The following is a 20,727-nucleotide window of genomic DNA, read 5'->3' as shown; positions in this document are numbered from 1 at the left end:
ATAAAGTGGCCATTTTTAGTTTATATTGACTGGCTTATGGGGGTTTACTTGATAACTCAAGCCTTTTAACTGTTGTCCCTTGGCATCGGAGTTCAAGATAAAGCTCTGCAAGTACACCATTTTTTCCTCAAAGTTTTCCAAATTCTTTTGCCCCATGCCTCGCATTTTAAGCTAAGATAATGTGCTTTTTATTTTTTAATCCCTATAAGAAGGAATACTGCCGTGGACGTACGTCTCTCTGATCGTGTAAATGCCATCAAACCGTCCCCAACGCTTGCTGTGACCAACAAAGCTGCTGAATTAAAAGCTGCAGGTCATAATGTTATTGGTTTGGGCGCAGGTGAGCCAGATTTTGATACACCGCAACACATCAAAGATGCAGCAATTGCAGCGATTAACAACGGTTTCACCAAATACACCGCTGTTGACGGTACGCCAGGTCTTAAAAAAGCCATTATTGCTAAATTGAAACGTGACAATAACCTAGACTACGCAGCAAACCAGATTCTGGTTTCTTGTGGTGGTAAACAATCATTCTTTAACCTGTCTTTGGCTTTGTTGAACAAAGGTGATGAAGTTATCATTCCTGCACCTTTCTGGGTCAGCTACCCGGATATGGTGATCATCGCTGAAGGCGTACCTGTGATTGTGAAATGTGGTGAAGAACAGCGTTTCAAAATCACACCTGAACAACTAGAAGCTGCGATCACTGACAAAACACGTTTAGTGGTATTGAACAGTCCCTCTAACCCGACTGGCATGATCTACACCAAAGCAGAACTTCTTGCTTTGGCTGAGGTACTGCGTAAATACCCTGAAGTATTCATCGCGTCTGATGACATGTATGAACCGATTCGTTGGGAAGATGAGTTCTATAACATCGCCACTGTTGCACCAGACCTGTATGACCGCACAATCGTGTTAAACGGTGTATCTAAAGCCTATGCAATGACTGGCTGGCGTATTGGCTATGCAGCGGGCCCTGCTAAACTGATCGGTGCGATGAAAAAAATCCAGTCACAATCCACTTCAAATCCAACTTCAATTTCACAAGTTGCTGCCGAAGCTGCATTGAATGGTCCTCAAGATGTTCTTGAGCCAATGATTGAAGCATTCAAACGTCGTCATGACCTGGTTGTGAAAGGCTTGAATGACATCAATGGTATTTCTTGCTTACCTGCGGATGGTGCATTCTATGCATACGCAAACATCAAACCGTTGATTCGTGCCAAAGGTCTTAAATCTTGCACAGAATTCTCTGCTTGGTTACTGGAAGAAACTGGCGTTGCCGTTGTTCCTGGCGATGCATTCGGTCTAGGCGGTTTCATGCGTATTTCTTATGCAACTGCAGATGAAGTGTTGGTTGATGCACTTGCGCGTATCAAGAAAGCTGCTGATTCAATCGAAGGCGTTGACGCTGCGATTGCTTCAATCGAAGCTGAAAAAGCGGCACAATAATCAACTCGCTTGATTTAGAAAACCCGCGTTGATCGCGGGTTTTTTTATGCCATTCCAAGATGCTTTTGATAACGTATTTTAAGCAGATCAAACAAATGATCGCAGCCAAAGTGTATGCCACACATAGCATTGAAAAAAATAAATATTTTAACCACAATAACTTTTAACCATCTAATATAACTATTGCTATGAGCAACATTACATCAAAATATGTCACTTGCTATTATTGATGTTTCACTTTTAAATAAAATCGAAACAGCTAAAGAATAATCACAGGAAAAGCAGAATGAATCCAAAAGAAATGAACGGTTTGGCCTTATTACAAGCGATGCGAGATGGGAAAATTCCCGCTCCAAGCATTAGCGAAACCATGTCGATGCAACCTGCCGTTATCCAAAGCGGATACGTAGAATTTAAAGTCAAAGCCGATCACCGGCATTTAAATCCGCTTGGTGGCGTGCATGGTGGTTTTGCAGCAACTGTTTTAGACACGGTGACAGGCTGTGCGATTCATACTTTACTCGAAGCAGGGGTCGGTTATGGCACGATTGATCTGAATGTTAAAATGTGCCGACCGATTCCTCGAGATCAGCAGCTTAAAGCGACCGGACAATCAATTAACCTCAGTAAAAATCTGGGTATTGCTGAAGGTCGGATTCTGGATGAAGAAGGCCGTTTATATGCCCATGCCACTGCGACCTGTATGATTATTCGCCCTGAATAACCAAGAGAACCTATGGCCAGCATTCAATCGATGACCTAAGCAATATTGCCCTTCGTCTGTCCGGCTTGAACACAGGCGATCTGTGGTCGGCTTAAGCCCTGAAACTCAAAATAATGCTTGGACACATTGGCCAGCTCTACATCTTGTATTTGCGCTGTCGATGCCTGCCAAGCTTTGGATTGATTGGTACCGGTCAAAAGATTACCTGAAATGGCATAGATATATAATTCTTTGCTTTGCTCTTTCAGATAATCGGCATTCAAAAACACTTCAAAGCTAAATTGACGTTCAGTTTCTACCAACCATTTTTCTGCAAACCACAATTGCAGCAAATCACCTAGATACAAGGACTGTTGCGCCAAGGGCCATAGCTTGATATGAGCATCTGTAACAGGAATATAATACTGTGCTGGATCTGCAATAATCTGCAGATAGTTTTCTTGATAATAAGTGAGTTGAGAGAAAATTTGAGGGATGCTGAGCGTATTCATTCGCTGTCTCCGGTTTAGCCATTTTTGTGCTGGCAAGTAGGTTTAAATCCACACTGTTTGACCATTTGGTCAAACGACTTTATGGTTTTAATCTAGCAAGTGAAATTTATTCTGACAAGTATTTTTCGTAAAATTTATGCAATTGTCTAAATTAAAAACAGACAGGCTGAATTTGTTATAAATATGACAGTTTTTGCTTGACCCCTGTCAAAATCCCTCTATAATCGCTTTCAGATTCTCCAATAGCTCAGTCGGTAGAGCGACGGACTGTTAATCCGCAGGTCCCTGGTTCGAGCCCAGGTTGGAGAGCCAAATACTAAAAAGCCCACTTATAATGAAGTGGGCTTTTTTTCGTTTAATATTTTATAAAAAGAGCCCGAGATGATTCAGGCTCGTTTTTGGCTTAATCCATCACATTAAAAGCCAAGGTATACTTATAACGCTTTAAATCATTCTTTTTTATGTCGAAAGGCTGCTGATAATCAATTTTCATTAAGTACTGGCCTTTTTCCTGCATATTAAAGTTGAGTAACCCTTGCGCATCTGTTGTGAGCGCTTTATAGATTTTTTTATCACGACTAAAATCTGTCGTTTGTGCCAAAATCTCAACGTTTAAATTCGCAACTCCTTTTTTATCATCCAGTACTTTCAATTGAATCGCTTGAGATTTTTTAAATGCATTTGGATGCGTGATAAATTGAACATCAAAGCCAGCATGGATATGCTGAATGACCTGATTCGACGTCACACGCCGTGAGACAAAGGTTTCAATAATATCGATAGTCTGCACAGTTTTCTGTGGCATGTTTTTCTTCAGCGCTTGCTGATAAATCACATTTTGATTGGCGGCTTGATTGGCTTTTGGAACAGCACTTAGAACCATTTTCCATTTTTGAGCAACCTGTGCATACTTTAGGCTATTCCCCTGTTTCTCGCCACGAATCCGATAGGTACCCTCTTGTTTACTTTCCAGACTATAACTACTTAGGGTTTGTGTTTTGGTCCATGCATCATCTGCAAGATAAATCTTTTGGCCTGTAGGCGTATGATAATGAAACTTAAAGTTTTTAATCGCCACTTCCGAGGCAAATGGATTGTCATAAAAGCCAGATACAATCGCAGTGTGATTGTTAAAAGTTTGATAACTTAGTGGGGCAACATAAGGATAGTGTGCAAAGGCTGTACTGCTGATCACTCCAAAGATCAAAAAAGGCATGACTTTTACCAGCTTATTCATTATTTCATCATCGTTATTAAGAAATCTGCTGTATTTTATGGATTAAGTCTGTAGATGTAAATAATTCTCATTTATATATTTGCTCTGGATATAAAAAATCCCCCATGAACGGAGGACTTTTAAATGTTCACTGCAATTAAGCCGCTTGAGCCGGAACACCGCTATGGAAACGGAAAGTGTCATCTGGTGTCAGAATCAGCTGCTTTTCAACGTTACGAATATGATCAATCCGGCTTTGAATATCCTCTTGCGGATTTTTCAATTTTGCCGTGGTCGCCACATCCATCGCCAAAGCCAGATAGTCCTCAAAGTGACGAGATTCAGACTTAAGCAAGTAACGGTAATAACGTGCCAACTCATCATCCACACGCGAAGCCAGCGCGTAGAAACGCTCACAAGAGCGTGCTTCCACAAAAGCACCAATCACCAAGACATCAATCAAGGCTTCAGGTTCAAAAGTCCGGATTTCTTTGCGCAAGCCACCAGCATAACGTCCCGCACTTAAGTTCTGCCAGGCCTGTCCACGTTTGTTCATCAGTTCAAGCACTTGTTCATAATGCAGCATTTCTTCACGCACTAACTGCGCAAGCTTCACCTGTAAATCAACAAAGTAACTATAGCGAAACATCAGATTCATGGCCGTGCTGGCTGCTTTTTTTTCACAGTTGGCATGATCTTGCATCAAGATTTCAAGATTTTCGACCGCCACATCCAGCCATGCCTTGGGCGTTTCACACCCCAAGAAAGCAATCACCGGCTGCATCAGTTCATCATAATTAATATTCGACATAACGATTCTGATCTTAACGTGCTGACTTAATCACAGCTTTCATTTGCTGAACGGCTTGTGCCAGACCTACAAATACAGCATCTGCAATTAATGAGTGGCCAATATTAAGTTCATGAATTTGTGGAATCGCCGCAATTGGCGTTACATTATCGAGGTTTAAACCATGACCGGCATTCACTACCAGACCTTTCGATGCGGCATATTCAGCGCCTTTAATAATGCGCTCAAGCTCAGTCTGCTGGGCTTCAGGCGTTTCTGCATCGGCATAAGCCCCAGTATGAATCTCGATGGTCGGTGCACCACAAGCAACTGCTGCATCAATTTGGGCAAAGTCGGCATCAATAAACAAAGACACATCACAACCAATCGCCGCCAGTTCTTGCGTAGCTGCTTTGACTGATTCGAAATGGGTCACCACATCCAGACCACCTTCAGTGGTGACTTCCTGACGTTTTTCAGGGACAAAACAGACATGATGCGGTTTAATTTCCTTGGCAAAAGCGACCATCTCATCTGTTACCGCCAGCTCGAGGTTCATACGGGTTTTCAGTGCAGGACGCATACGACGCACATCTTCATCCTGAATGTGACGACGGTCTTCACGCAAGTGCAAGGTAATGCCCTCTGCCCCGGCCTGCTCACAGATCAATGCAGCATTGACTGGGTCTGGGTACGTTGTACCACGTGCTTGTCTTAATGTTGCGACATGGTCAATATTGACACCAAGTAATGCAGCCATAATCTTTTCCTAACTACGTTTGAGATTGAGAGTTTTGAATCCAGAGTTGCCGACTTTTTAATGGTCGATCACCCAATAAGGCCGTGATCACCTGTCGATACAGTTTCGTCAACAATTGTAACTGTTCCGGATTAAAATCCCCACCATTTTCATGATCTAGCATACTTAAAATCTGCTGACCTGACATGGTAGAGCGTAATGCTTTGGCCGATGGCATAAAACCGGCATTGAGCTGAAAATAATAGTGTTGTAACGGATCGATTTGTACCTGATGAGCATCTAGGGAAAAATCCAGACCATAACCGAGTTCTTCCAGCAAGATATGTTCAAATTGCCGCAAAATCTGTTTTAAGTATAAATTAGGATTAGATTGTTCTGATAATTGCTGCAATGCAGTTAATGTCTCTGCATATTTGGCAAAAGTTTGCGGCATTTCCACTTCTAGGGGGCACAAACGCAACAGAACTTCATTCAGGTAAAAGCCTGAAAAAAAGGCATCGCCAAAAAAGAAAATCGGCTGATTGACAATTTCCAGCTTGGTAAAGTTTTTGAGTTCTGATTTTCCGGTGGCTTGCAAACTGATGGGCTGATATTGCGGCGGCGGTGTTTGCCGGAGAATGCCATCCATACGACCGTATTCCTGAGTAAATAAATGCACAATATGGCTGCGCTCACGGTACTTACGATGATGAATCAAATAACCATGCAGTACTTCGTTACGCATAAGCGGACACTTTAATCCTTATCTTTTTTTGATTTTTTATCATCGTCGTCATCTCCATCCGGGATGACTGCGCCCACAACAGCCGCAGTGCCTTTGACTGCGACTTTTGTGGTTTTATAAGCCACCTTGACAGGAACCGTGACCACTTTATGGATACAGCCTTGCAAGAATAAAACACATGCAAGCACTGCCAACACTTTCATCATCACGAAATTCCTTAAAGGGGCTTATTAATTTTATAACTTAGATATCGCTATAACCTAAGCTTTTCAATGCACGTTCATCATCAGACCAGCCGCCTTTGACTTTCACCCAAAGGGTCAGCATGATTTTCTGTTCGAACATTTTTTCCATGTCGAGACGTGCATCCATACCGATTTTTTTCAGCTTAACGCCTTTCTCACCAATCACAATGGCTTTCTGGCTCGGACGATCGACAAAAATCGTAGCATCAATATAGGTACAGGCCGGCTTCATACGACCAGTCTTTTCATTCATCACTGGCTGTTCAGTTTTGAATGATTCAATCTGCACGGTTAAATCATAGGGCAGTTCTTCACCCAGCTGACGCATGATTTTTTCACGAATAATTTCAGAAGCCAGGAAACGTTCTGAACGGTCAGTTAATTGATCCAGGGAGTACAATGGCGGCTGGAACGGAAGATACTTGGCAATCGTGTCACGTAAATGCTCAAGATTGGCACCACGAAGTGCAGAAACAGGTACGATTTCCGCAAAGTTCATCAGCTTTTCACGCTCACGAATCAGTGGTAAAGCTTCGTTCTTGTTCTCAAAAGTATCTAATTTGTTGATCACCAGAATCACCGGCATTTCAGCATTTTTCAGCTTTTCCAGTACCAGATCATCATTCGGCGTCCACTTCTGTGCATCCACCACAAACAAAACCAGATTCACATCACGTAAAGCCGAATGGGCAGCACGGTTCATCATTTTATTGATGGCACGTACTTCCTTTTTATGCATCCCCGGCGTATCCACGAATACCGCCTGAGACTTTTCACGCGAATCAATCCCGACAATTTTATGCCGTGTAGTTTGCGGTTTACGTGAGGTAATTGAGAGTTTCTGACCCAAAATATGGTTCATTAAGGTAGATTTACCCACATTCGGGCGACCTACAATAGCGACAAAACCACTGCGATAATCCGACGGAATTTCGGTGCCTTGTGCGCTAAAAAATTGATTTACCAGGTCGTGACTGTCGCTTTGCGACTCGTGATCAGCATCAATGTGATCGGAATGAGTAGTCATTAAGACTTATGCTCCAAAAGTTTTAAAATATCTGCCGCAACGGCTTGTTCAGCAAAACGTCGGCTGGCGCCTTCACCCTGCATGGTCGGTAATCCCTCAATCTCACATTCCACTTTAAAATGCTGATTAGGGGCATCACCTTGAATATCTACAACCTCGTAAACTGGGAGAGGTTTCTTACGTGCTTGTAGATACTCTTGTAAACGTGATTTAGGGTCTTTAAGCTGATCGGTCGGCTCAATATGATCCAAATACGGTTCATACCATTTTAACACAATCGGCTCTAACACAGTGAGATCAGCGCAATCCACATAGATTGCGCCAATAATGGCTTCTACAGTATCTGCCAGTATAGACTCGCGATGATGACCGCCAGATTTCAATTCACCGGTACTGAGAATTAAACTCTGACTGAGTTTTAAATCATTGGCGATTTTCCCCAATGCTTCCTGTCGAACCAAGGTGGCACGCATACGCGTCAGCCGGCCTTCGTTTTCGCTTGGGTAGGCAGTGAAGAGATAATTCGCAATGATCATCCCTAAAAGAGAATCGCCTAGAAATTCTAGGCGTTCATAGTTTTGTTTATGACTGACTGAACGATGGGTCAGTGCCAGCTTGAGCAGTTCAGCTTGTTTAAACTGATAACCGATCCGTCTGGCAAGACGTTCATCATTGAGTTTTGACTGCGCTTTGATCAAAATTTTTCTCAAACTTCATCACTAAATCGATATTCATTATGAAATTTTTACGAATTTCATAATTCTTGTGTATCTGCAAACCATCGGTATGGATAACTTTGGCAATTTCATCAAACTTCAGATCGCGAATATTATTCATTGATAAACGCTGATCCATCTGCTGACGGAATTTTTCTGGTGTTATATTGGCTGGCGCACTTTTTAACAGCGCCTCAATTTCACCATCGACCATACGATCATCAAAGTAGGGTCCCCACACTGCAATCGCTACTTTGGCTAGAAATGCAAACCCCACGATTGCAAATAAAATCCCAATATACGAAGCACCTTGTTGATGTCTCATTTTTTATTTTCCTGATTGAAACAATTAATCGATTGTCCCGTTGCGACCAAACGATGGCAATTTAAAGCCAGGTTCTTTATGCATCCAGATATAGAATGCACGACCTGTTAAGTTTTCTTCCGGAACAAGCCCCCAGAAACGGCTGTCAGCACTCTGATCGCGATTATCCCCCATCGCAAAGTAATGACCTTCTGGCACCTTTACTTCCCAATATAAACCATTTTCACTTGAATATTTACCATTTTCCACAAAGTTAATATAAGGCGCCTGACGCGCGACATTGACCCCTTCCAGCTCACGCATGGTAAAGCTATGCTGACCTAAAGTTTCTTTATGATAAATGGCATTGGGTGTATCCAGACGATCTTTTTCACGGCTAAATTCCACTGGAACTTTCGCTACTTGTTCACCATTGATGCTCAACTGACCATGATCATAGACAATATGATCACCGGGTAAACCAATAATACGCTTGATATAACTGATGGTCGGTTGTGGTGGATAACGGAATACTGCCACATCACCACGCTCTGGACTGCCAGTATCAATAATTTTAGTGTTGACCATAGGCAGTTTCACCCCATAGTCAAATTTATTCACCAGAATAAAGTCCCCAGTTTCCAGGGTTGGCACCATTGAATCCGATGGAATATTAAACGGTTCAAACAAGAACGAACGCAGCACCAGTACAATCGTCAGTACTGGCCAAAAGTCATAAGCCCAGGTAATGATAAAATTTTCATTGCCCTTGCCGCGAGTTTGTCTTTGTTTCAGGACAAACTTGTCAAGCAACCACAGTGCGACAAAAAACAGCGTCGCAGGAACAAGAATCAAATTAAAATCAAAATCCATGGGCTTATATCCTTATTCTTCTAGCGTTCGACTTTTAACACAGCGAGGAACGCTTCTTGCGGGATTTCAACACTACCCACCTGCTTCATGCGTTTCTTACCTTCTTTCTGTTTAGACAGAAGTTTTTTCTTACGTGACACGTCACCACCATAACATTTGGCCAATACGTTTTTACGCATGGCTTTTACAGTGGAACGTGCAATGATTTGCGCACCAATTGCCGCCTGAATTGCCACATCAAACATTTGACGCGGAATCAGGTCTTTCATTTTTTCCACCAGCGCAATGCCACGATGACGCGCGTCATTACGATGACAGATCATCGCCAGAGCATCGACTTTTTCCCCATTGATCAGCACATCCACTTTTACCAATGAAGAACTTTCAAAACGGACAAAGTTATAGTCGAGGGATGCAAAACCACGTGAACAAGACTTCAATTTATCGAAGAAATCCATGACCACTTCTGCCATTGGAATTTCAAAAGTAATCGACACCTGATTGCCGAGGAATTTCATGTCTTTTTGTATGCCACGGCGCTCGATACACAAGGTCATGACATTACCCAGATATTCTTGCGGTACTAAAATATGACATTCGGCAATCGGTTCACGTAAATCTTCTACGGTTGAACCATCCGGCATTTTAGACGGGCTGTCGATATAAATCGTCTGGCCATTTTTCATCACCGCTTCATAAATTACGGTGGGCGCAGAAGAAATCAGATCAAGATCATACTCGCGTTCTAAACGCTCTTGTACAATCTCCATGTGTAGCATGCCCAAGAAGCCACAGCGGAAACCAAAACCGAGTGCATCCGAACTTTCCGGTTCAAAGAACAAGGCCGAGTCATTAATTTGCAGTTTATGTAAAGCTTCACGAAACGGTTCAAAGTCACTGGCATCAATCGGGAATAAACCGGCATAAACCTGCGGTTTTACTTTTTTAAAGCCCGGTAGCGTTGCAACTTCAGGTGTGGTTGCCAAGGTAATGGTATCACCCACCGGCGCACCGAAAATATCTTTAATACCGGCAATCACGAAGCCGACTTCGCCTGCTTCCAACATGCCTGTTTCAGTATGTTTCGGATTAAAGATCCCAACAGAAGTAATGATGTGCGTTTGACCTGTTGATTTCATCAACATCTTGTCGCCTTTACGCACACGACCCTGCTTTACACGTACCAGAGAAACTACCCCAAGGTAGTTGTCAAACCATGAATCTACAATCAGGGCTTGCAACGGCGCTTCGCGATCACCGACCGGTGCCGGAATCACATTCACCAGGGTTTCTAAAACATTTTCAATGCCCAGACCGGTTTTGGCTGAACATGTCGGTGCTTCTGTCGCTTCAATGCCGATAATTTCTTCAATCTCGTGAATCACACGCTCAGGTTCAGCTTGTGGCAAATCGATCTTGTTCAGTACAGGCAGTACTTCCAGACCTTGCTCAATCGCGGTATAGCAGTTGGCGACAGACTGTGCTTCCACACCTTGCGCCGCATCAACGACTAATAAAGCACCTTCACAGGCTGCGAGCGAGCGCGACACTTCATACGAGAAGTCAACGTGTCCCGGCGTATCAATAAAGTTCAGCTGATAAACTTCACCATTTGGATGGGTATAGTTTAGCGTCACCGAAGTGGCTTTAATGGTAATCCCACGTTCGCGCTCAAGCTCCATAGAATCGAGGACTTGAGCCTGCATTTCACGATCTTGCAAACCGCCACAGGTCTGAATAAAGCGATCTGCGAGGGTCGATTTACCGTGGTCAATATGCGCAATAATCGAGAAGTTACGAATGTTTTTAATATCAACAGATTTTTTAGCTTGCGCCATGGGTTACCTTGAGAAAAAACGCGCTATGTAATTTAAAAATATTACATAACAAAAGCCGAATAGAAATTGCGAAGGATTATAGCAGAATGGTGATCTAGAAAAAGAATTATATTTTTAGCTTTGTCCACTCTGCCAAAATACCTGTCCAGCGATCTCAAGCTCAATCACTGCAATGAAAATTTGAAAATCACACCATGTTTTTGCTAAACCTGATTGAAATATCTAACTCTGTGCCAAAGAAGTGAGCGCTTATTGATCTAGATACACTATTGAAAAATCATAAGGATTGATCTGATCAGAAAGAGGTTGATAGGCTTGGGTAAAGGTAGGCGACATGCGTTTAGGACGCCCAGTGGCCATTTCAATACAGGCCCACTGCGTACTACCTGTAAATAACAGGTTTTGATCCTGTGGTCGATAAAATGCATATTGGCGAAATGAATACAGTGCATTGATATCGTTCAACCAGGTTCGCAAAATAATTTCATCGCCCTCGAAAGCAGCCTTGCGATATTGCACCTGATGCTCAACTGCCACCATGGCATGTTTCAGTTCCACATATTCCTTTAACCCCAATCCCAATTTTTCAATATGGGCTGTGGCGACCTCCTGCATCCACTGTACATAGACCACATTATTGACATGGCCCAAGCCATCGATATGTTCAGCTTGCACCTTTAACGCAAGATCAAAAATAGCTGTCACTTTTCTCTTATCCTTTCCATTATTTTCAACTGAATAGAGTCTACCGAATTTATAGGCTGGGTAAATTGCAAATAATAAAAAACCGCCCATCAAAAGCGGTTTTTTATATTTAAAAATCTGAATAGAATTAGATACGCATTCCGACAATCGCACGCTGCCCTTGGCGCATGAGCGTAACGCGTGCCACATTGCCCTTCTTCAACTCAGAAACTTCTTGTACAAATTGCTCTGCGTTCAATACTGCCTTGTTATTAATATGCGTCACCACATCGTTTGGCATGATACGCGCCTGTGCGGCAATGCCACCTGAACGAACATCCTGAATCATGACCCCGCCTTTGATCTCCAGTCGATCCTTTTCTAGCGAACTTAAATCACGAATAGCCACACCAATTACAGGTCCTTTGCTCGGCTGCGCCTGTGCTCCGGCTTTTGCAGGGGTATCATCCGGTGCGGTACTTAAGGTTGCTGAAATATTACGGCGCTTATCATCACGTAAAACCTCCAGCTGTACCTGTTGCTGAGGTGCAGTACGGTTGAGATAGTTTAATAATTCACTGGTGCGTGAAATCGCAGTGCCGTTATATTTTAAAATCACGTCACTGACACGTAGACCGGCACGTGCGGCGGGTGAATTTGGTGCAACCTGAGTAATTAAGGAGCCTTCAGGCTTAGAAAGGTTGTAAGACTCTGCCAGATTACGGTCGATATCCTGCAAGCTGACCCCCAGATAGGAACGGGTCACTTTACCATTCTTTTTCAGCTGCTCTGCCACTTCCATGGCCACATCAATCGGAATCGAGAAGGAGAGCCCCATATAACCGCCGGTTCCACTGAAGATCCGCGAGTTCACCCCGACTACTTCACCATGCTGGTTAAATAAAGGCCCACCAGAGTTACCCGGGTTGAGGGCCACGTCTGTCTGGATAAAAGGCACTGCTGTTTCACCCATCATGTTGCGCATTTTGGCACTGACGATTCCGGCAGAGGCCGAATAATCAAAACCAAATGGCGAACCAATCGCGAGCACAGGCTCACCGACACGTAAGCGGCCTACATCCCCGGTACGCAATTCTGGAAAACTCGAACCTGTGACCTTAAGTAAAGCTACGTCGGTACGTGCATCACTTCCCACCACAGTGGCATCAATTTCACGGCGATCATTCAGGGTAATGGTGACTTTAGATGCATCCTCAACCACATGATGGTTGGTCAGCAGATAGCCATCTTTACTGGTAAAAAATGCACTGCCATAGCCGGTTTTTTCCTGTGGCATGCGCTGCTGAGGGATAATCACCTGATTGCCAAAGAAGCGACGTAGAATTTCCGGAACTTGTTGTTGTAAGAGTTCTTCTTCGCTCATTTTTTTAACGACATTGACACTGACCACGGCAGGACTGACCTGCTCGACCAGATTTGAAAAATCAACCGGTGTGACAGCCTGCAACTGTGCAGCACTCATGGTCAGGGTCGCTGCAAATAATCCTTTTTTTAAGTCTAGAATTTTCATATAAATTATTCACTCAAATTGTTGATAAATTTATGTAAATAGGTTTTATCACAAACATTGTAAAGTTTAAGTAATAATATGTTTCAATGCTTCACGCTGGACAATATCTCATCATTAAAACACTAAGTTAAGGCTTTGATTAATTTTTTTCATTAATAAATGAGCATTTCAACGCTTGCCTTTTGCACAAAAAAGCGCTGTTATTACCAAACTTTTTTTAAAATTAGCTGATGGACATGTCTAATTCATCCCTTACCCATCAATTTGACGTCATTATTGTGGGCAGTGGCGGTGCCGGTTTAAGTTTAGCCTTATCGCTCCCGGACCATTTTAATATTGCAGTTTTAGCGAAATCCACCCTGACAGATGCCAGCACCTTTTATGCGCAAGGCGGTGTTGCTGCAGTACTCGATAAAATGGATTCGATTGAACAGCATATTGATGACACCATGATTGCAGGTGCACAGCTATGTGAAATGGACGCAGTCAAACAGACGGTAGAAGGGGGCAAACCATCAGTTGACTTTCTGCTAAAACACGGTGTGCAATTTACCCTGGATGAACAGGAACAGTTGCATCTCACCCGTGAAGGCGGCCATTCACAGCGCCGGATTATTCATGCCGCAGATGCCACAGGTCGTGCAATTTCGACTACTTTGGTACAACGCGCCCAAGAAAAATCAAATATCACTATTTTTGAAAATTATATTGCGATTGATCTGATCTGTTCACATAAACTTGGCCTAGACGGTGAAAACCGCGCGCTAGGTTTATATGTGCTGGATGAAAAAAATGAAAAAGTACATACTTTTTTAGCGCCCTTTACCGCCCTTGCCTGTGGCGGTGCAATGAAAGCCTATCTTTATACATCAAATCCGGATATTGCCACAGGTGACGGCATTGCCATGGCCTATCGTGCCGGCTGCCGGGTGGCTAACATGGAATTTAACCAGTTCCATCCGACCTGTCTCTATCATCCACAAGCGCGCTCCTTCCTCATCACTGAAGCAATGCGCGGCGAAGGGGCTTATCTGCGTCTGCCCGATGGCGAACGCTTTATGCTGCGTTTTGACGAGCGCGCCGAACTTGCACCACGCGATATTGTCGCACGCGCAATCGACTATGAAATTAAGCGCTTGGGTATTCGGCATGTCTGGCTGGATATTACCCATAAGGATGAAAGCTTTGTTAGAGAACATTTTCCTACGCTTTATGCCCGCCTGCTGGAACTGGGTATTGATATCACCAAAGATATGATTCCAGTGGTACCTGCAGCCCATTACACCTGTGGTGGCGTTGTGGTCGATGAACATAGCCAGACTGATATCGCAGGTCTATATGCAATTGGGGAAACCTCTTATACTGGTCTGCACGGTGCTAACCGAATGGCCAGTAACTCACTTTTAGAATGCTTTGTGTATGGCATGAGTGCAGCCAAGCATATCGAATCTCATTTCAATGCTGACTATGCCTTTCCGCCCGTACCCATCTGGGATGACTCACAGGTAACCAATCCGGATGAAGATGTGGTGATTCTGCAAAACTGGGATGAGCTACGTCAGACCATGTGGAACTATGTCGGTATTGTGCGCAGCACCAAACGTCTGGAACGTGCCTTGCATCGTATTGAAATGCTGAAAAAAGAAATCACCGAGTATTACCAAGATTATCAGGTCAGCAAAAACCTGATCGAGCTTCGCAATCTGGTGCTGGTCTCAGAAATGATTGTGCGCTGTGCCATGCAGCGTAAAGAATCTCGTGGCCTGCATTTCACGCTGGACTATCCGGAATTATTGCCTGAATTACGCAAGACCATTCTAAATCCGGTGAATTTTGAAGTAGAAACACCCTTGGTCAATATTTAGATTATTGGGGAGATATGATTTTTAAATCATATCTCCCTGTCTTTTAGCGCTCACCTACTTAATTAAGCTTAGGCTATTTATATCACTGAACTTCTATTCTTCAGGTGTTTAGTGTTGAGGTGGAATGGCATAAGTCGCAGTAACATGCGCCACTGGCTCATCAAGGTCTACTGAATAAATCCAGACTTCCCCGACAATCAGAACTTTACCGACTTTAATAAGCTTGCACTCTCCTCGCAAATCCGTGCCACCTGAAGGTTTACGGAGAAAATTGATATTCAGATTGGTGGTGACAGCCAAACCCACCAGGCCAATTTCGCCCAGAATAGCGACATATAAGGCAAGATCGGCCAAGGTCATCATGGTTGGGCCAGAAACAGTACCACCCGGACGCAACTCTTGTGCGCTAACCTGATACAGCAAAGTTGCGCCGCGTGGAACAACGGCTTCGATCCTACATTTTTCTAGGCTTTGTGGAAATTCTTGTTGTAAAAATTGTTGGATTTCGGTTTTGGTCGTTTTCATCTTATTAAAAAAATCTTCTATATTGCCTTCAATATAGAAGATTTTTCACACATTTACCTAGTGAAAATTAAAATAAACAGGATTTCAATTTAAACCAGACTTCAAATAACTTAAAGCCTGCTCGAATACCTGCTCCGGTGTACGGGTTGCATCCAGACGTTTGATCCGTTCCGGATGACGCTGCCACAACGTTTCATAGCCGGCTCTTACTTTCTCAAAGAAAGTGACTTTCTCTTGTTCAAAGCGATCCAGTGCGCCACGCGCGCGTGCCCGGTTCATTCCCAGTTCAATCGGTGCTTCTAACCAGAAGGTGATGTCCGGCATACGTGCCACAAAGTGATCATTTAATAACTGCAGCTTTGTTTCCCTGAGTCCACGACCTGCACATTGATAGGCAAAGCTGGCATCAGTAAAACGGTCACAGAGTACAATTTTTCCGGCTGCTAAGGCTGGCAGAATGACTTGTGCCAAATGCTGGGCACGCGCCGCATACATCAATAGTAATTCGGTATCATGCGCCATCGCTTCTTCATGATTCACAGCCAGAAGTAGTGCTCGGATCTGCTCGGCCATCGGCGTACCACCCGGCTCGCGCGTAAGCATCACATCTTTGCCTTGGGCCATAAAATCGTCATAGATCGAACGAATGAGTGTGGTTTTACCTACACCTTCTGTGCCTTCAAAGCTAATAAACATACTCATTCCTTATTCTTCGAGCGTAAAATGGTCAGATACTCCTGCACTGCTTTATTGTGATCATTCAGATTGGTCGTAAACGTATGTCCGCCATTGCCCGTGGCGACAAAATAAAGGTTGTCAGAATTATCCGGATGCATGGCTGCTTCAATGGCTTTCTTACTTGGCAGTGCAATTGGCGTTGGCGGCAAACCAGACATGGTATAGGTGTTATACGGCGTCGGCGTACGTAAATCCTTGCGGGTAATATTGCCATTATAGGCATCGCCCATTCCATAAATCACGGTAGGATCGGTCTGTAAACGCATGCCAATTTTTAAACGGCGCACGAACACTCCAGAAACCTGTTCTAGCTCACTATCCACACTGGTTTCTTTTTCAATGATCGACGCCATGATCAGCGCTTCATATTTATTCTGATAGGGCAGATCAGTCACGCGTTTTTCCCAGGCCTGATCCAGTGCCTTCATCTGGCGCTGATACAGATTGGTTAAAATTTTACGGTCAGTTTCACCTTTAGCAAAGAAGTATGTATCCGGTGCAAACAGACCTTCAGGATGTGAAAATGGAATATTGAGCTCTTTAAGGAGTTGTGCCGTTGGCAAATGTGACACTTCTTTGGTCACCAGATCATCTTTCTTCAAAGCATCAATCAGCTGTTTGAATGTGGTTCCTTCAATCACCAAAATCCGGTTCATCTGGGCATTTTCAGCATTGGAGATCATATCCAGAACCTGACGAATACTCATGCCCTGGCGCACTTCATATACGCCAGCTTTCATGGTGTCATGAATCAGGATGCGCTGATAAAGCTTGAGAATAATCGGGAAACTGACCTGTTTTCCTTTGGCCAGACGGTCAATAAAACCAGAATAGGTTTCCCCTGACCCAATCGCCAGCAGCTGTTTTTGTCCGTCTACAGGATAGTCTTTCCACAAACTACTTTTTAAGACCAGTACCAAAATCAAGGCAAGTCCAATCAGGACGAAGGCAATTCCTTTGAAAAGTGACGAAAATTTGGCTGTATTGTTCTTTTTGGCTTTAGACTTGGAAGCTGACATATTAAGACATCTGATTTAATCGAAGACGGTTAAAAAGTTCAATACAAGCATCGCCATCCAGGGATCGCTGCTCAAATTGAGTGACAATTTTCATCGGGTTTAGCGCATTACAAAAAAACAGACTCTGAATATGGGCTATTTCCTCCATATCGATGTAACGTTGCTGACAGGCAATTCCCTGATCTTGCATCCGTTGTAGAATTTCTGCACGCATCACCCCAAAGACGCCATTATAACGAAGTTCCGGCGTAATCCATGTATTGTTTATACAAATGAAACAATTACTGCTCACCCCTTCGACAACCCCGCCCTGTACATCTGTCACCAGTGCCTCAGACCAACCGCGCTGATCCGCCTCCTGCTTGAGCAAAACCTGCTCCAGGCGATTCAAGGTTTTTAGTCCGACCAGACCCGGCATGGTCAATCCCAGTGCCTGCTGTAATACCCCACTTTGGATCTGTTCATACTTTAAATCATGTAGGGCTTGAGGATAATAAAATACCCACAGATCCGCCGGATGCTCTGGCAAACTATAGCCCCGCTCGCCGACTCCACGACTCAGCACGATCTTTAATGTTCCATTCAGCTGACTTTCTGATTCACGTAAAAGTTCTAAACTTTCTGCAATCAGAGCTAAATCAGCATGCAAACTTAATTTTTGATTACTGAGCTGCAAACGTGCCAGATGACGATCATATAATTCCACCCGGTCCTGTCGAATCCGGGCCGTGCTAAAACAGCCATCACCATAATGAAAGGCCCGATCGAGTACTTCTATCTCACTGACATGGTTCGCATTTTTCAAACAGAGCATATTTTATTGCCTCTCAAATCAACAATTGAGTACTGAGAGATAAGCTCCATCGATTTATCTCTTTTACTCACATCAAATGCATTTTTAATTATTTTTTATGCAAAATATCTCCAGCTATTCTTGCCTTGTCCAACAAAAGCTAAAAAAATTGAGGCAAAAATGAATATTGGTAAATTAAAAATTGGGGTATTGGCTGCACTGGTTTCGGCCACTGCTTTCAGTGTGTCTGCAAAAGATTTCCTGAACGTGTCTTATGACCCAACCCGCGAATTATATGACAATTTTAATAAGGAATTCAGCGCATACTGGAAAAAAACCACGGGTCAGGACGTGAACTATAAACAGTCGCATGGCGGTTCAGGTAAACAGGCCCGTGCTGTGATTGATGGTCTGGATGCAGACGTCGTGACCCTCGCGCTGGCGGCCGACATTGATGAAATTGCAGCGAGAGGTCTGCTGCCTAAAGACTGGCAGAAAAAATTCCCGCAAAACTCGACCCCCTATACCTCCACCATCGTCTTTCTGGTCAAAAAAGGCAATCCAAAAGGGATTAAAGATTGGGGAGATCTGGTGAAACCTGGAGTAGAGATCATTACGCCAAACCCGAAAACTTCTGGCGGTGCACGCTGGAACTATCTGGCGGCATGGGCATGGGCCAAACATCAACCTGGTGGCAATGACAGCAAAGCACAAGATTTTGTGCGTCAAATTTATAAACAGACCAAAGTGCTGGACTCAGGCGCACGTGGAGCCACCACCACTTTTGCTGAGCGCGGGATCGGTGATGTATTACTGGCTTGGGAAAATGAAGCCCATCTCGCTACTCGTGAACAGCCGGGTAAATTTGAAATCATCACGCCAAGTCTGTCAATTTTGGCCGAGCCACCGGTGGCAATTGTAGAGAAAAACGCCAAGAAAGATGGCAATGAAAACCTGGCCAAAGCTTATTTGAATTATCTGTATTCTCCTGCGGGGCAAACTGTGGCTGCGAAGAATTTCTATCGTCCACGTAATAGCGAAGTATTAAAGAAATATAGCAGCGTATTTAAACCTTTAAAGTTAGTCACCATCGACAAAGAATTTGGTGGCTGGACCAAGGTACAAAAAGCACATTTCGATAATGGCGGGATCTTTGATCAAATTGTAAAGGCAAATCATACGAAATAATGAGGCAGTCCAGCAGAAACAATGGCCTTTATTGATAAGGCCATTCTCATTTCAATAACTTCAGCTCTGTCTTATCTTTTTTTTTCATATAAAATTCGTTTTTATTTATTTTTTACGCATAAAGAATAGGTTTATTCTGCAGCTATGTTACAAAACGTGTAAGAAATTGAGGTTTCTAATGAGTATTTCAAAAACAATAAAACTTGGGGTTCTGGCTGCTGTGATTTCGGCAACCTCATTGGGTGCTTCAGCACGTGATTTTTTGAATGTTTCCTACGATCCGACACGTGAATTGTATGAAGATGTCAACAAGAGTTTTGGCAAATATTGGGAAAGCCGTACGGGTCAAAAAATTAACTTCAAGCAATCCCATGGTGGTTCTGGTAAACAGGCCCGCTCTGTTATTGATGGCTTGAATGCAGATGTGGTGACTTTGGCCCTCGCAGCCGATATTGATGTGCTTGCAGAAAAAGCCAAATTATTGCCAGCAGACTGGCAAAAGAAACTGCCACAAAACTCGACACCGTATACCTCAACAATCGTATTTTTGGTGCGTAAAGGCAACCCCAAAGGGATTAAAGACTGGGGCGATCTGGTGAAACCGGGTGTCGGCATTATTACCCCGAATCCGAAAACATCAGGTGGCGCGCGCTGGAACTATCTGGCGGCATGGGCATGGGCCAAACATCAGGCCGGTGGCAATGACACGACTGCACAAGAATTTGTTCGCCAAATTTATAAAAACACCAAAGTCCTGGATTCAGGTGCGCGTGGTGCAACTACCACCTTTGCCGAGCGCGGGATCGGTGATGTCTTGCTGGCCTGGGAAAATGAAGCGTACTTAGCGATTCGTGAGCAACCAGGTAAGTTTGAAATTATCACGCCAAGTCTGTCTATTCTGGCTGAACCGCCAGTGGCGATTGTAGAAAAAAATGCAGCGAGAAAAGGCAATAAGCATCTGGCTCAAGGTTATTTAAACTTCCTGTACTCACCACTGGGGCAAGATCTGGCAGGCAAACATTATTATCGCCCACGCAGTGAAGTAGCTTTAAAGAAATATAATCATGTGTTCAAACCACTCAAACTGGTAACGATTGATCAGGAATTTGGCGGCTGGGCAAAAGTGCAAAAAGCGCATTTTGAGAATGGCGGTATTTTCGACCAGATTGTGAAGGCAAACAGCGCGAAGTAATTCGCAGCTGATCTGACAGGAGCATC

The 20,727-nt window shown here is 43.7% G+C and carries 22 protein-coding genes and 1 tRNA gene; 6 read left to right on the top strand and 17 right to left on the bottom strand.

Annotated features, from left to right (window positions below):
• Positions 1–222 precede the first annotated feature (222 nt).
• Positions 223–1,458, top strand: coding sequence for a pyridoxal phosphate-dependent aminotransferase (locus FTT75_RS01920; protein ID WP_180185838.1), 1,236 nt, complete (start codon positions 223–225; stop codon positions 1,456–1,458).
• Between the two features lie 286 nt (positions 1,459–1,744).
• Positions 1,745–2,182 carry a PaaI family thioesterase gene (locus FTT75_RS01915; protein ID WP_100357436.1) on the top strand — a complete coding sequence of 146 codons (438 nt, stop codon included), beginning with the start codon at positions 1,745–1,747 and terminating at the stop codon, positions 2,180–2,182.
• Positions 2,183–2,217: 35 nt separating this feature from the next.
• On the opposite strand, the gene FTT75_RS01910 is transcribed toward FTT75_RS01915, so the two are convergent.
• Positions 2,218–2,673, bottom strand: coding sequence for a hypothetical protein (locus FTT75_RS01910; protein ID WP_005170144.1), 456 nt, complete (start codon positions 2,671–2,673; stop codon positions 2,218–2,220).
• Between the two features lie 236 nt (positions 2,674–2,909).
• Between FTT75_RS01910 and FTT75_RS01905 the strand changes: the two genes are divergently transcribed.
• Positions 2,910–2,985 (top strand) — tRNA-Asn (locus tag FTT75_RS01905).
• 91 nt (positions 2,986–3,076) lie between these two features.
• Here the strand turns inward: FTT75_RS01905 and FTT75_RS01900 are convergent.
• From FTT75_RS01900 to FTT75_RS01845, 12 genes are all read right to left on the bottom strand, one after another.
• Entirely contained in the window at positions 3,077–3,910 is an 834-nt protein-coding gene (locus FTT75_RS01900) for a DUF4198 domain-containing protein (RefSeq protein WP_180185837.1), read from the bottom strand.
• Positions 3,911–4,046: 136 nt separating this feature from the next.
• Positions 4,047–4,700 (bottom strand): tRNA-(ms[2]io[6]A)-hydroxylase, encoded by a 654-nt coding sequence (locus FTT75_RS01895; RefSeq protein ID WP_005097541.1) that lies wholly within the window; start codon positions 4,698–4,700, stop codon positions 4,047–4,049.
• Between the two features lie 13 nt (positions 4,701–4,713).
• Positions 4,714–5,439 carry a pyridoxine 5'-phosphate synthase gene (pdxJ, locus tag FTT75_RS01890; RefSeq protein ID WP_159516068.1) on the bottom strand — a complete coding sequence of 242 codons (726 nt, stop codon included), beginning with the start codon at positions 5,437–5,439 and terminating at the stop codon, positions 4,714–4,716.
• 13 nt (positions 5,440–5,452) lie between these two features.
• Positions 5,453–6,163 (bottom strand): DNA repair protein RecO, encoded by a 711-nt coding sequence (locus FTT75_RS01885; RefSeq protein ID WP_074383331.1) that lies wholly within the window; start codon positions 6,161–6,163, stop codon positions 5,453–5,455.
• An 11-nt stretch (positions 6,164–6,174) separates the two neighbouring features.
• Positions 6,175–6,369, bottom strand: a complete 195-nt coding sequence (locus tag FTT75_RS01880) for an NF038104 family lipoprotein (protein WP_005097547.1) — start codon at positions 6,367–6,369, stop codon at positions 6,175–6,177.
• Between the two features lie 37 nt (positions 6,370–6,406).
• Positions 6,407–7,435 (bottom strand): GTPase Era, encoded by a 1,029-nt coding sequence (era, locus tag FTT75_RS01875; protein ID WP_005097549.1) that lies wholly within the window; start codon positions 7,433–7,435, stop codon positions 6,407–6,409.
• Positions 7,435–8,133, bottom strand: coding sequence for a ribonuclease III (gene rnc / locus FTT75_RS01870; RefSeq protein WP_005097550.1), 699 nt, complete (start codon positions 8,131–8,133; stop codon positions 7,435–7,437). The genes era and rnc overlap by 1 nt, the downstream gene beginning before the upstream one ends.
• Positions 8,105–8,476, bottom strand: a complete 372-nt coding sequence (locus FTT75_RS01865; protein WP_005170117.1) for a DUF4845 domain-containing protein — start codon at positions 8,474–8,476, stop codon at positions 8,105–8,107. The genes rnc and FTT75_RS01865 overlap by 29 nt, the downstream gene beginning before the upstream one ends.
• Positions 8,477–8,500: 24 nt before the next feature.
• A complete protein-coding gene (gene lepB, locus FTT75_RS01860) occupies positions 8,501–9,328 on the bottom strand; it encodes a signal peptidase I (RefSeq protein WP_005097555.1) in 828 nt (275 codons plus the stop codon).
• Positions 9,329–9,348: 20 nt separating this feature from the next.
• On the bottom strand, positions 9,349–11,166 hold the full coding sequence (gene lepA, locus FTT75_RS01855; RefSeq protein ID WP_005097556.1) for a translation elongation factor 4: 1,818 nt from the start codon (positions 11,164–11,166) through the stop codon (positions 9,349–9,351).
• A gap of 249 nt (positions 11,167–11,415) precedes the next feature.
• Positions 11,416–11,871, bottom strand: a complete 456-nt coding sequence (locus FTT75_RS01850; RefSeq protein ID WP_100355707.1) for a thioesterase family protein — start codon at positions 11,869–11,871, stop codon at positions 11,416–11,418.
• Positions 11,872–11,998: 127 nt separating this feature from the next.
• The gene (locus FTT75_RS01845) at positions 11,999–13,381 is read right to left on the bottom strand and encodes a Do family serine endopeptidase (RefSeq protein ID WP_180185836.1); all 1,383 of its coding nucleotides are present in this window, start codon (positions 13,379–13,381) and stop codon (positions 11,999–12,001) included.
• 236 nt (positions 13,382–13,617) lie between these two features.
• Between FTT75_RS01845 and nadB the strand changes: the two genes are divergently transcribed.
• Positions 13,618–15,246, top strand: a complete 1,629-nt coding sequence (gene nadB, locus FTT75_RS01840; RefSeq protein ID WP_005170113.1) for an L-aspartate oxidase — start codon at positions 13,618–13,620, stop codon at positions 15,244–15,246.
• A gap of 108 nt (positions 15,247–15,354) precedes the next feature.
• On the opposite strand, the gene FTT75_RS01835 is transcribed toward nadB, so the two are convergent.
• The 4 genes from FTT75_RS01835 to pabC form a co-directional block, all read right to left on the bottom strand.
• Entirely contained in the window at positions 15,355–15,771 is a 417-nt protein-coding gene (locus FTT75_RS01835) for a PaaI family thioesterase (protein ID WP_005097561.1), read from the bottom strand.
• An 84-nt stretch (positions 15,772–15,855) separates the two neighbouring features.
• Complete coding sequence (gene tmk, locus FTT75_RS01830) at positions 15,856–16,467, bottom strand: dTMP kinase (protein WP_180185835.1); 612 nt, start codon at positions 16,465–16,467, stop codon at positions 15,856–15,858.
• Positions 16,468–16,469: 2 nt separating this feature from the next.
• A complete protein-coding gene (gene mltG / locus FTT75_RS01825; RefSeq protein WP_100329040.1) occupies positions 16,470–17,528 on the bottom strand; it encodes an endolytic transglycosylase MltG in 1,059 nt (352 codons plus the stop codon).
• Between the two features lies 1 nt (position 17,529).
• The gene (gene pabC, locus FTT75_RS01820; protein ID WP_005170105.1) at positions 17,530–18,342 is read right to left on the bottom strand and encodes an aminodeoxychorismate lyase; all 813 of its coding nucleotides are present in this window, start codon (positions 18,340–18,342) and stop codon (positions 17,530–17,532) included.
• Between the two features lie 159 nt (positions 18,343–18,501).
• On the opposite strand from pabC, the gene FTT75_RS01815 reads away from it, so the two are divergent.
• Complete coding sequence (locus FTT75_RS01815) at positions 18,502–19,509, top strand: sulfate ABC transporter substrate-binding protein (RefSeq protein ID WP_159138201.1); 1,008 nt, start codon at positions 18,502–18,504, stop codon at positions 19,507–19,509.
• A 178-nt stretch (positions 19,510–19,687) separates the two neighbouring features.
• Positions 19,688–20,701: a sulfate ABC transporter substrate-binding protein gene (locus tag FTT75_RS01810; protein ID WP_005097567.1), complete on the top strand. Its 1,014-nt coding sequence runs from the start codon at positions 19,688–19,690 to the stop codon at positions 20,699–20,701.
• Positions 20,702–20,727 lie beyond the last annotated feature (26 nt).

The sequence above is a fragment of the Acinetobacter sp. YH01008 genome, from assembly GCF_013420435.1.
Lineage (GTDB): Bacteria > Pseudomonadota > Gammaproteobacteria > Pseudomonadales > Moraxellaceae > Acinetobacter > Acinetobacter pseudolwoffii.
This window is presented reverse-complemented; position numbering and strand designations above follow the sequence as displayed.

Excerpts from the sequence above, each read along its gene's own strand:
- FTT75_RS01915 (WP_100357436.1), top strand. The coding sequence starts at position 1,745 with ATGAATCCAAAAGAAATGAACGGTTTGGCCTTATTACAAGCGATGCGA.
- FTT75_RS01910 (WP_005170144.1), bottom strand. The coding sequence starts at position 2,673 with ATGAATACGCTCAGCATCCCTCAAATTTTCTCTCAACTCACTTATTAT.
- FTT75_RS01900 (WP_180185837.1), bottom strand. The coding sequence starts at position 3,910 with ATGAATAAGCTGGTAAAAGTCATGCCTTTTTTGATCTTTGGAGTGATC.
- FTT75_RS01895 (WP_005097541.1), bottom strand. The coding sequence starts at position 4,700 with ATGTCGAATATTAATTATGATGAACTGATGCAGCCGGTGATTGCTTTC.
- pdxJ (WP_159516068.1), bottom strand. The coding sequence starts at position 5,439 with ATGGCTGCATTACTTGGTGTCAATATTGACCATGTCGCAACATTAAGA.
- FTT75_RS01885 (WP_074383331.1), bottom strand. The coding sequence starts at position 6,163 with ATGCGTAACGAAGTACTGCATGGTTATTTGATTCATCATCGTAAGTAC.
- FTT75_RS01880 (WP_005097547.1), bottom strand. The coding sequence starts at position 6,369 with ATGATGAAAGTGTTGGCAGTGCTTGCATGTGTTTTATTCTTGCAAGGC.
- era (WP_005097549.1), bottom strand. The coding sequence starts at position 7,435 with ATGACTACTCATTCCGATCACATTGATGCTGATCACGAGTCGCAAAGC.
- FTT75_RS01865 (WP_005170117.1), bottom strand. The coding sequence starts at position 8,476 with ATGAGACATCAACAAGGTGCTTCGTATATTGGGATTTTATTTGCAATC.
- lepB (WP_005097555.1), bottom strand. The coding sequence starts at position 9,328 with ATGGATTTTGATTTTAATTTGATTCTTGTTCCTGCGACGCTGTTTTTT.
- lepA (WP_005097556.1), bottom strand. The coding sequence starts at position 11,166 with ATGGCGCAAGCTAAAAAATCTGTTGATATTAAAAACATTCGTAACTTC.
- FTT75_RS01845 (WP_180185836.1), bottom strand. The coding sequence starts at position 13,381 with ATGAAAATTCTAGACTTAAAAAAAGGATTATTTGCAGCGACCCTGACC.
- nadB (WP_005170113.1), top strand. The coding sequence starts at position 13,618 with ATGTCTAATTCATCCCTTACCCATCAATTTGACGTCATTATTGTGGGC.
- FTT75_RS01835 (WP_005097561.1), bottom strand. The coding sequence starts at position 15,771 with ATGAAAACGACCAAAACCGAAATCCAACAATTTTTACAACAAGAATTT.
- tmk (WP_180185835.1), bottom strand. The coding sequence starts at position 16,467 with ATGTTTATTAGCTTTGAAGGCACAGAAGGTGTAGGTAAAACCACACTC.
- mltG (WP_100329040.1), bottom strand. The coding sequence starts at position 17,528 with ATGTCAGCTTCCAAGTCTAAAGCCAAAAAGAACAATACAGCCAAATTT.
- pabC (WP_005170105.1), bottom strand. The coding sequence starts at position 18,342 with ATGCTCTGTTTGAAAAATGCGAACCATGTCAGTGAGATAGAAGTACTC.
- FTT75_RS01815 (WP_159138201.1), top strand. The coding sequence starts at position 18,502 with ATGAATATTGGTAAATTAAAAATTGGGGTATTGGCTGCACTGGTTTCG.
- FTT75_RS01810 (WP_005097567.1), top strand. The coding sequence starts at position 19,688 with ATGAGTATTTCAAAAACAATAAAACTTGGGGTTCTGGCTGCTGTGATT.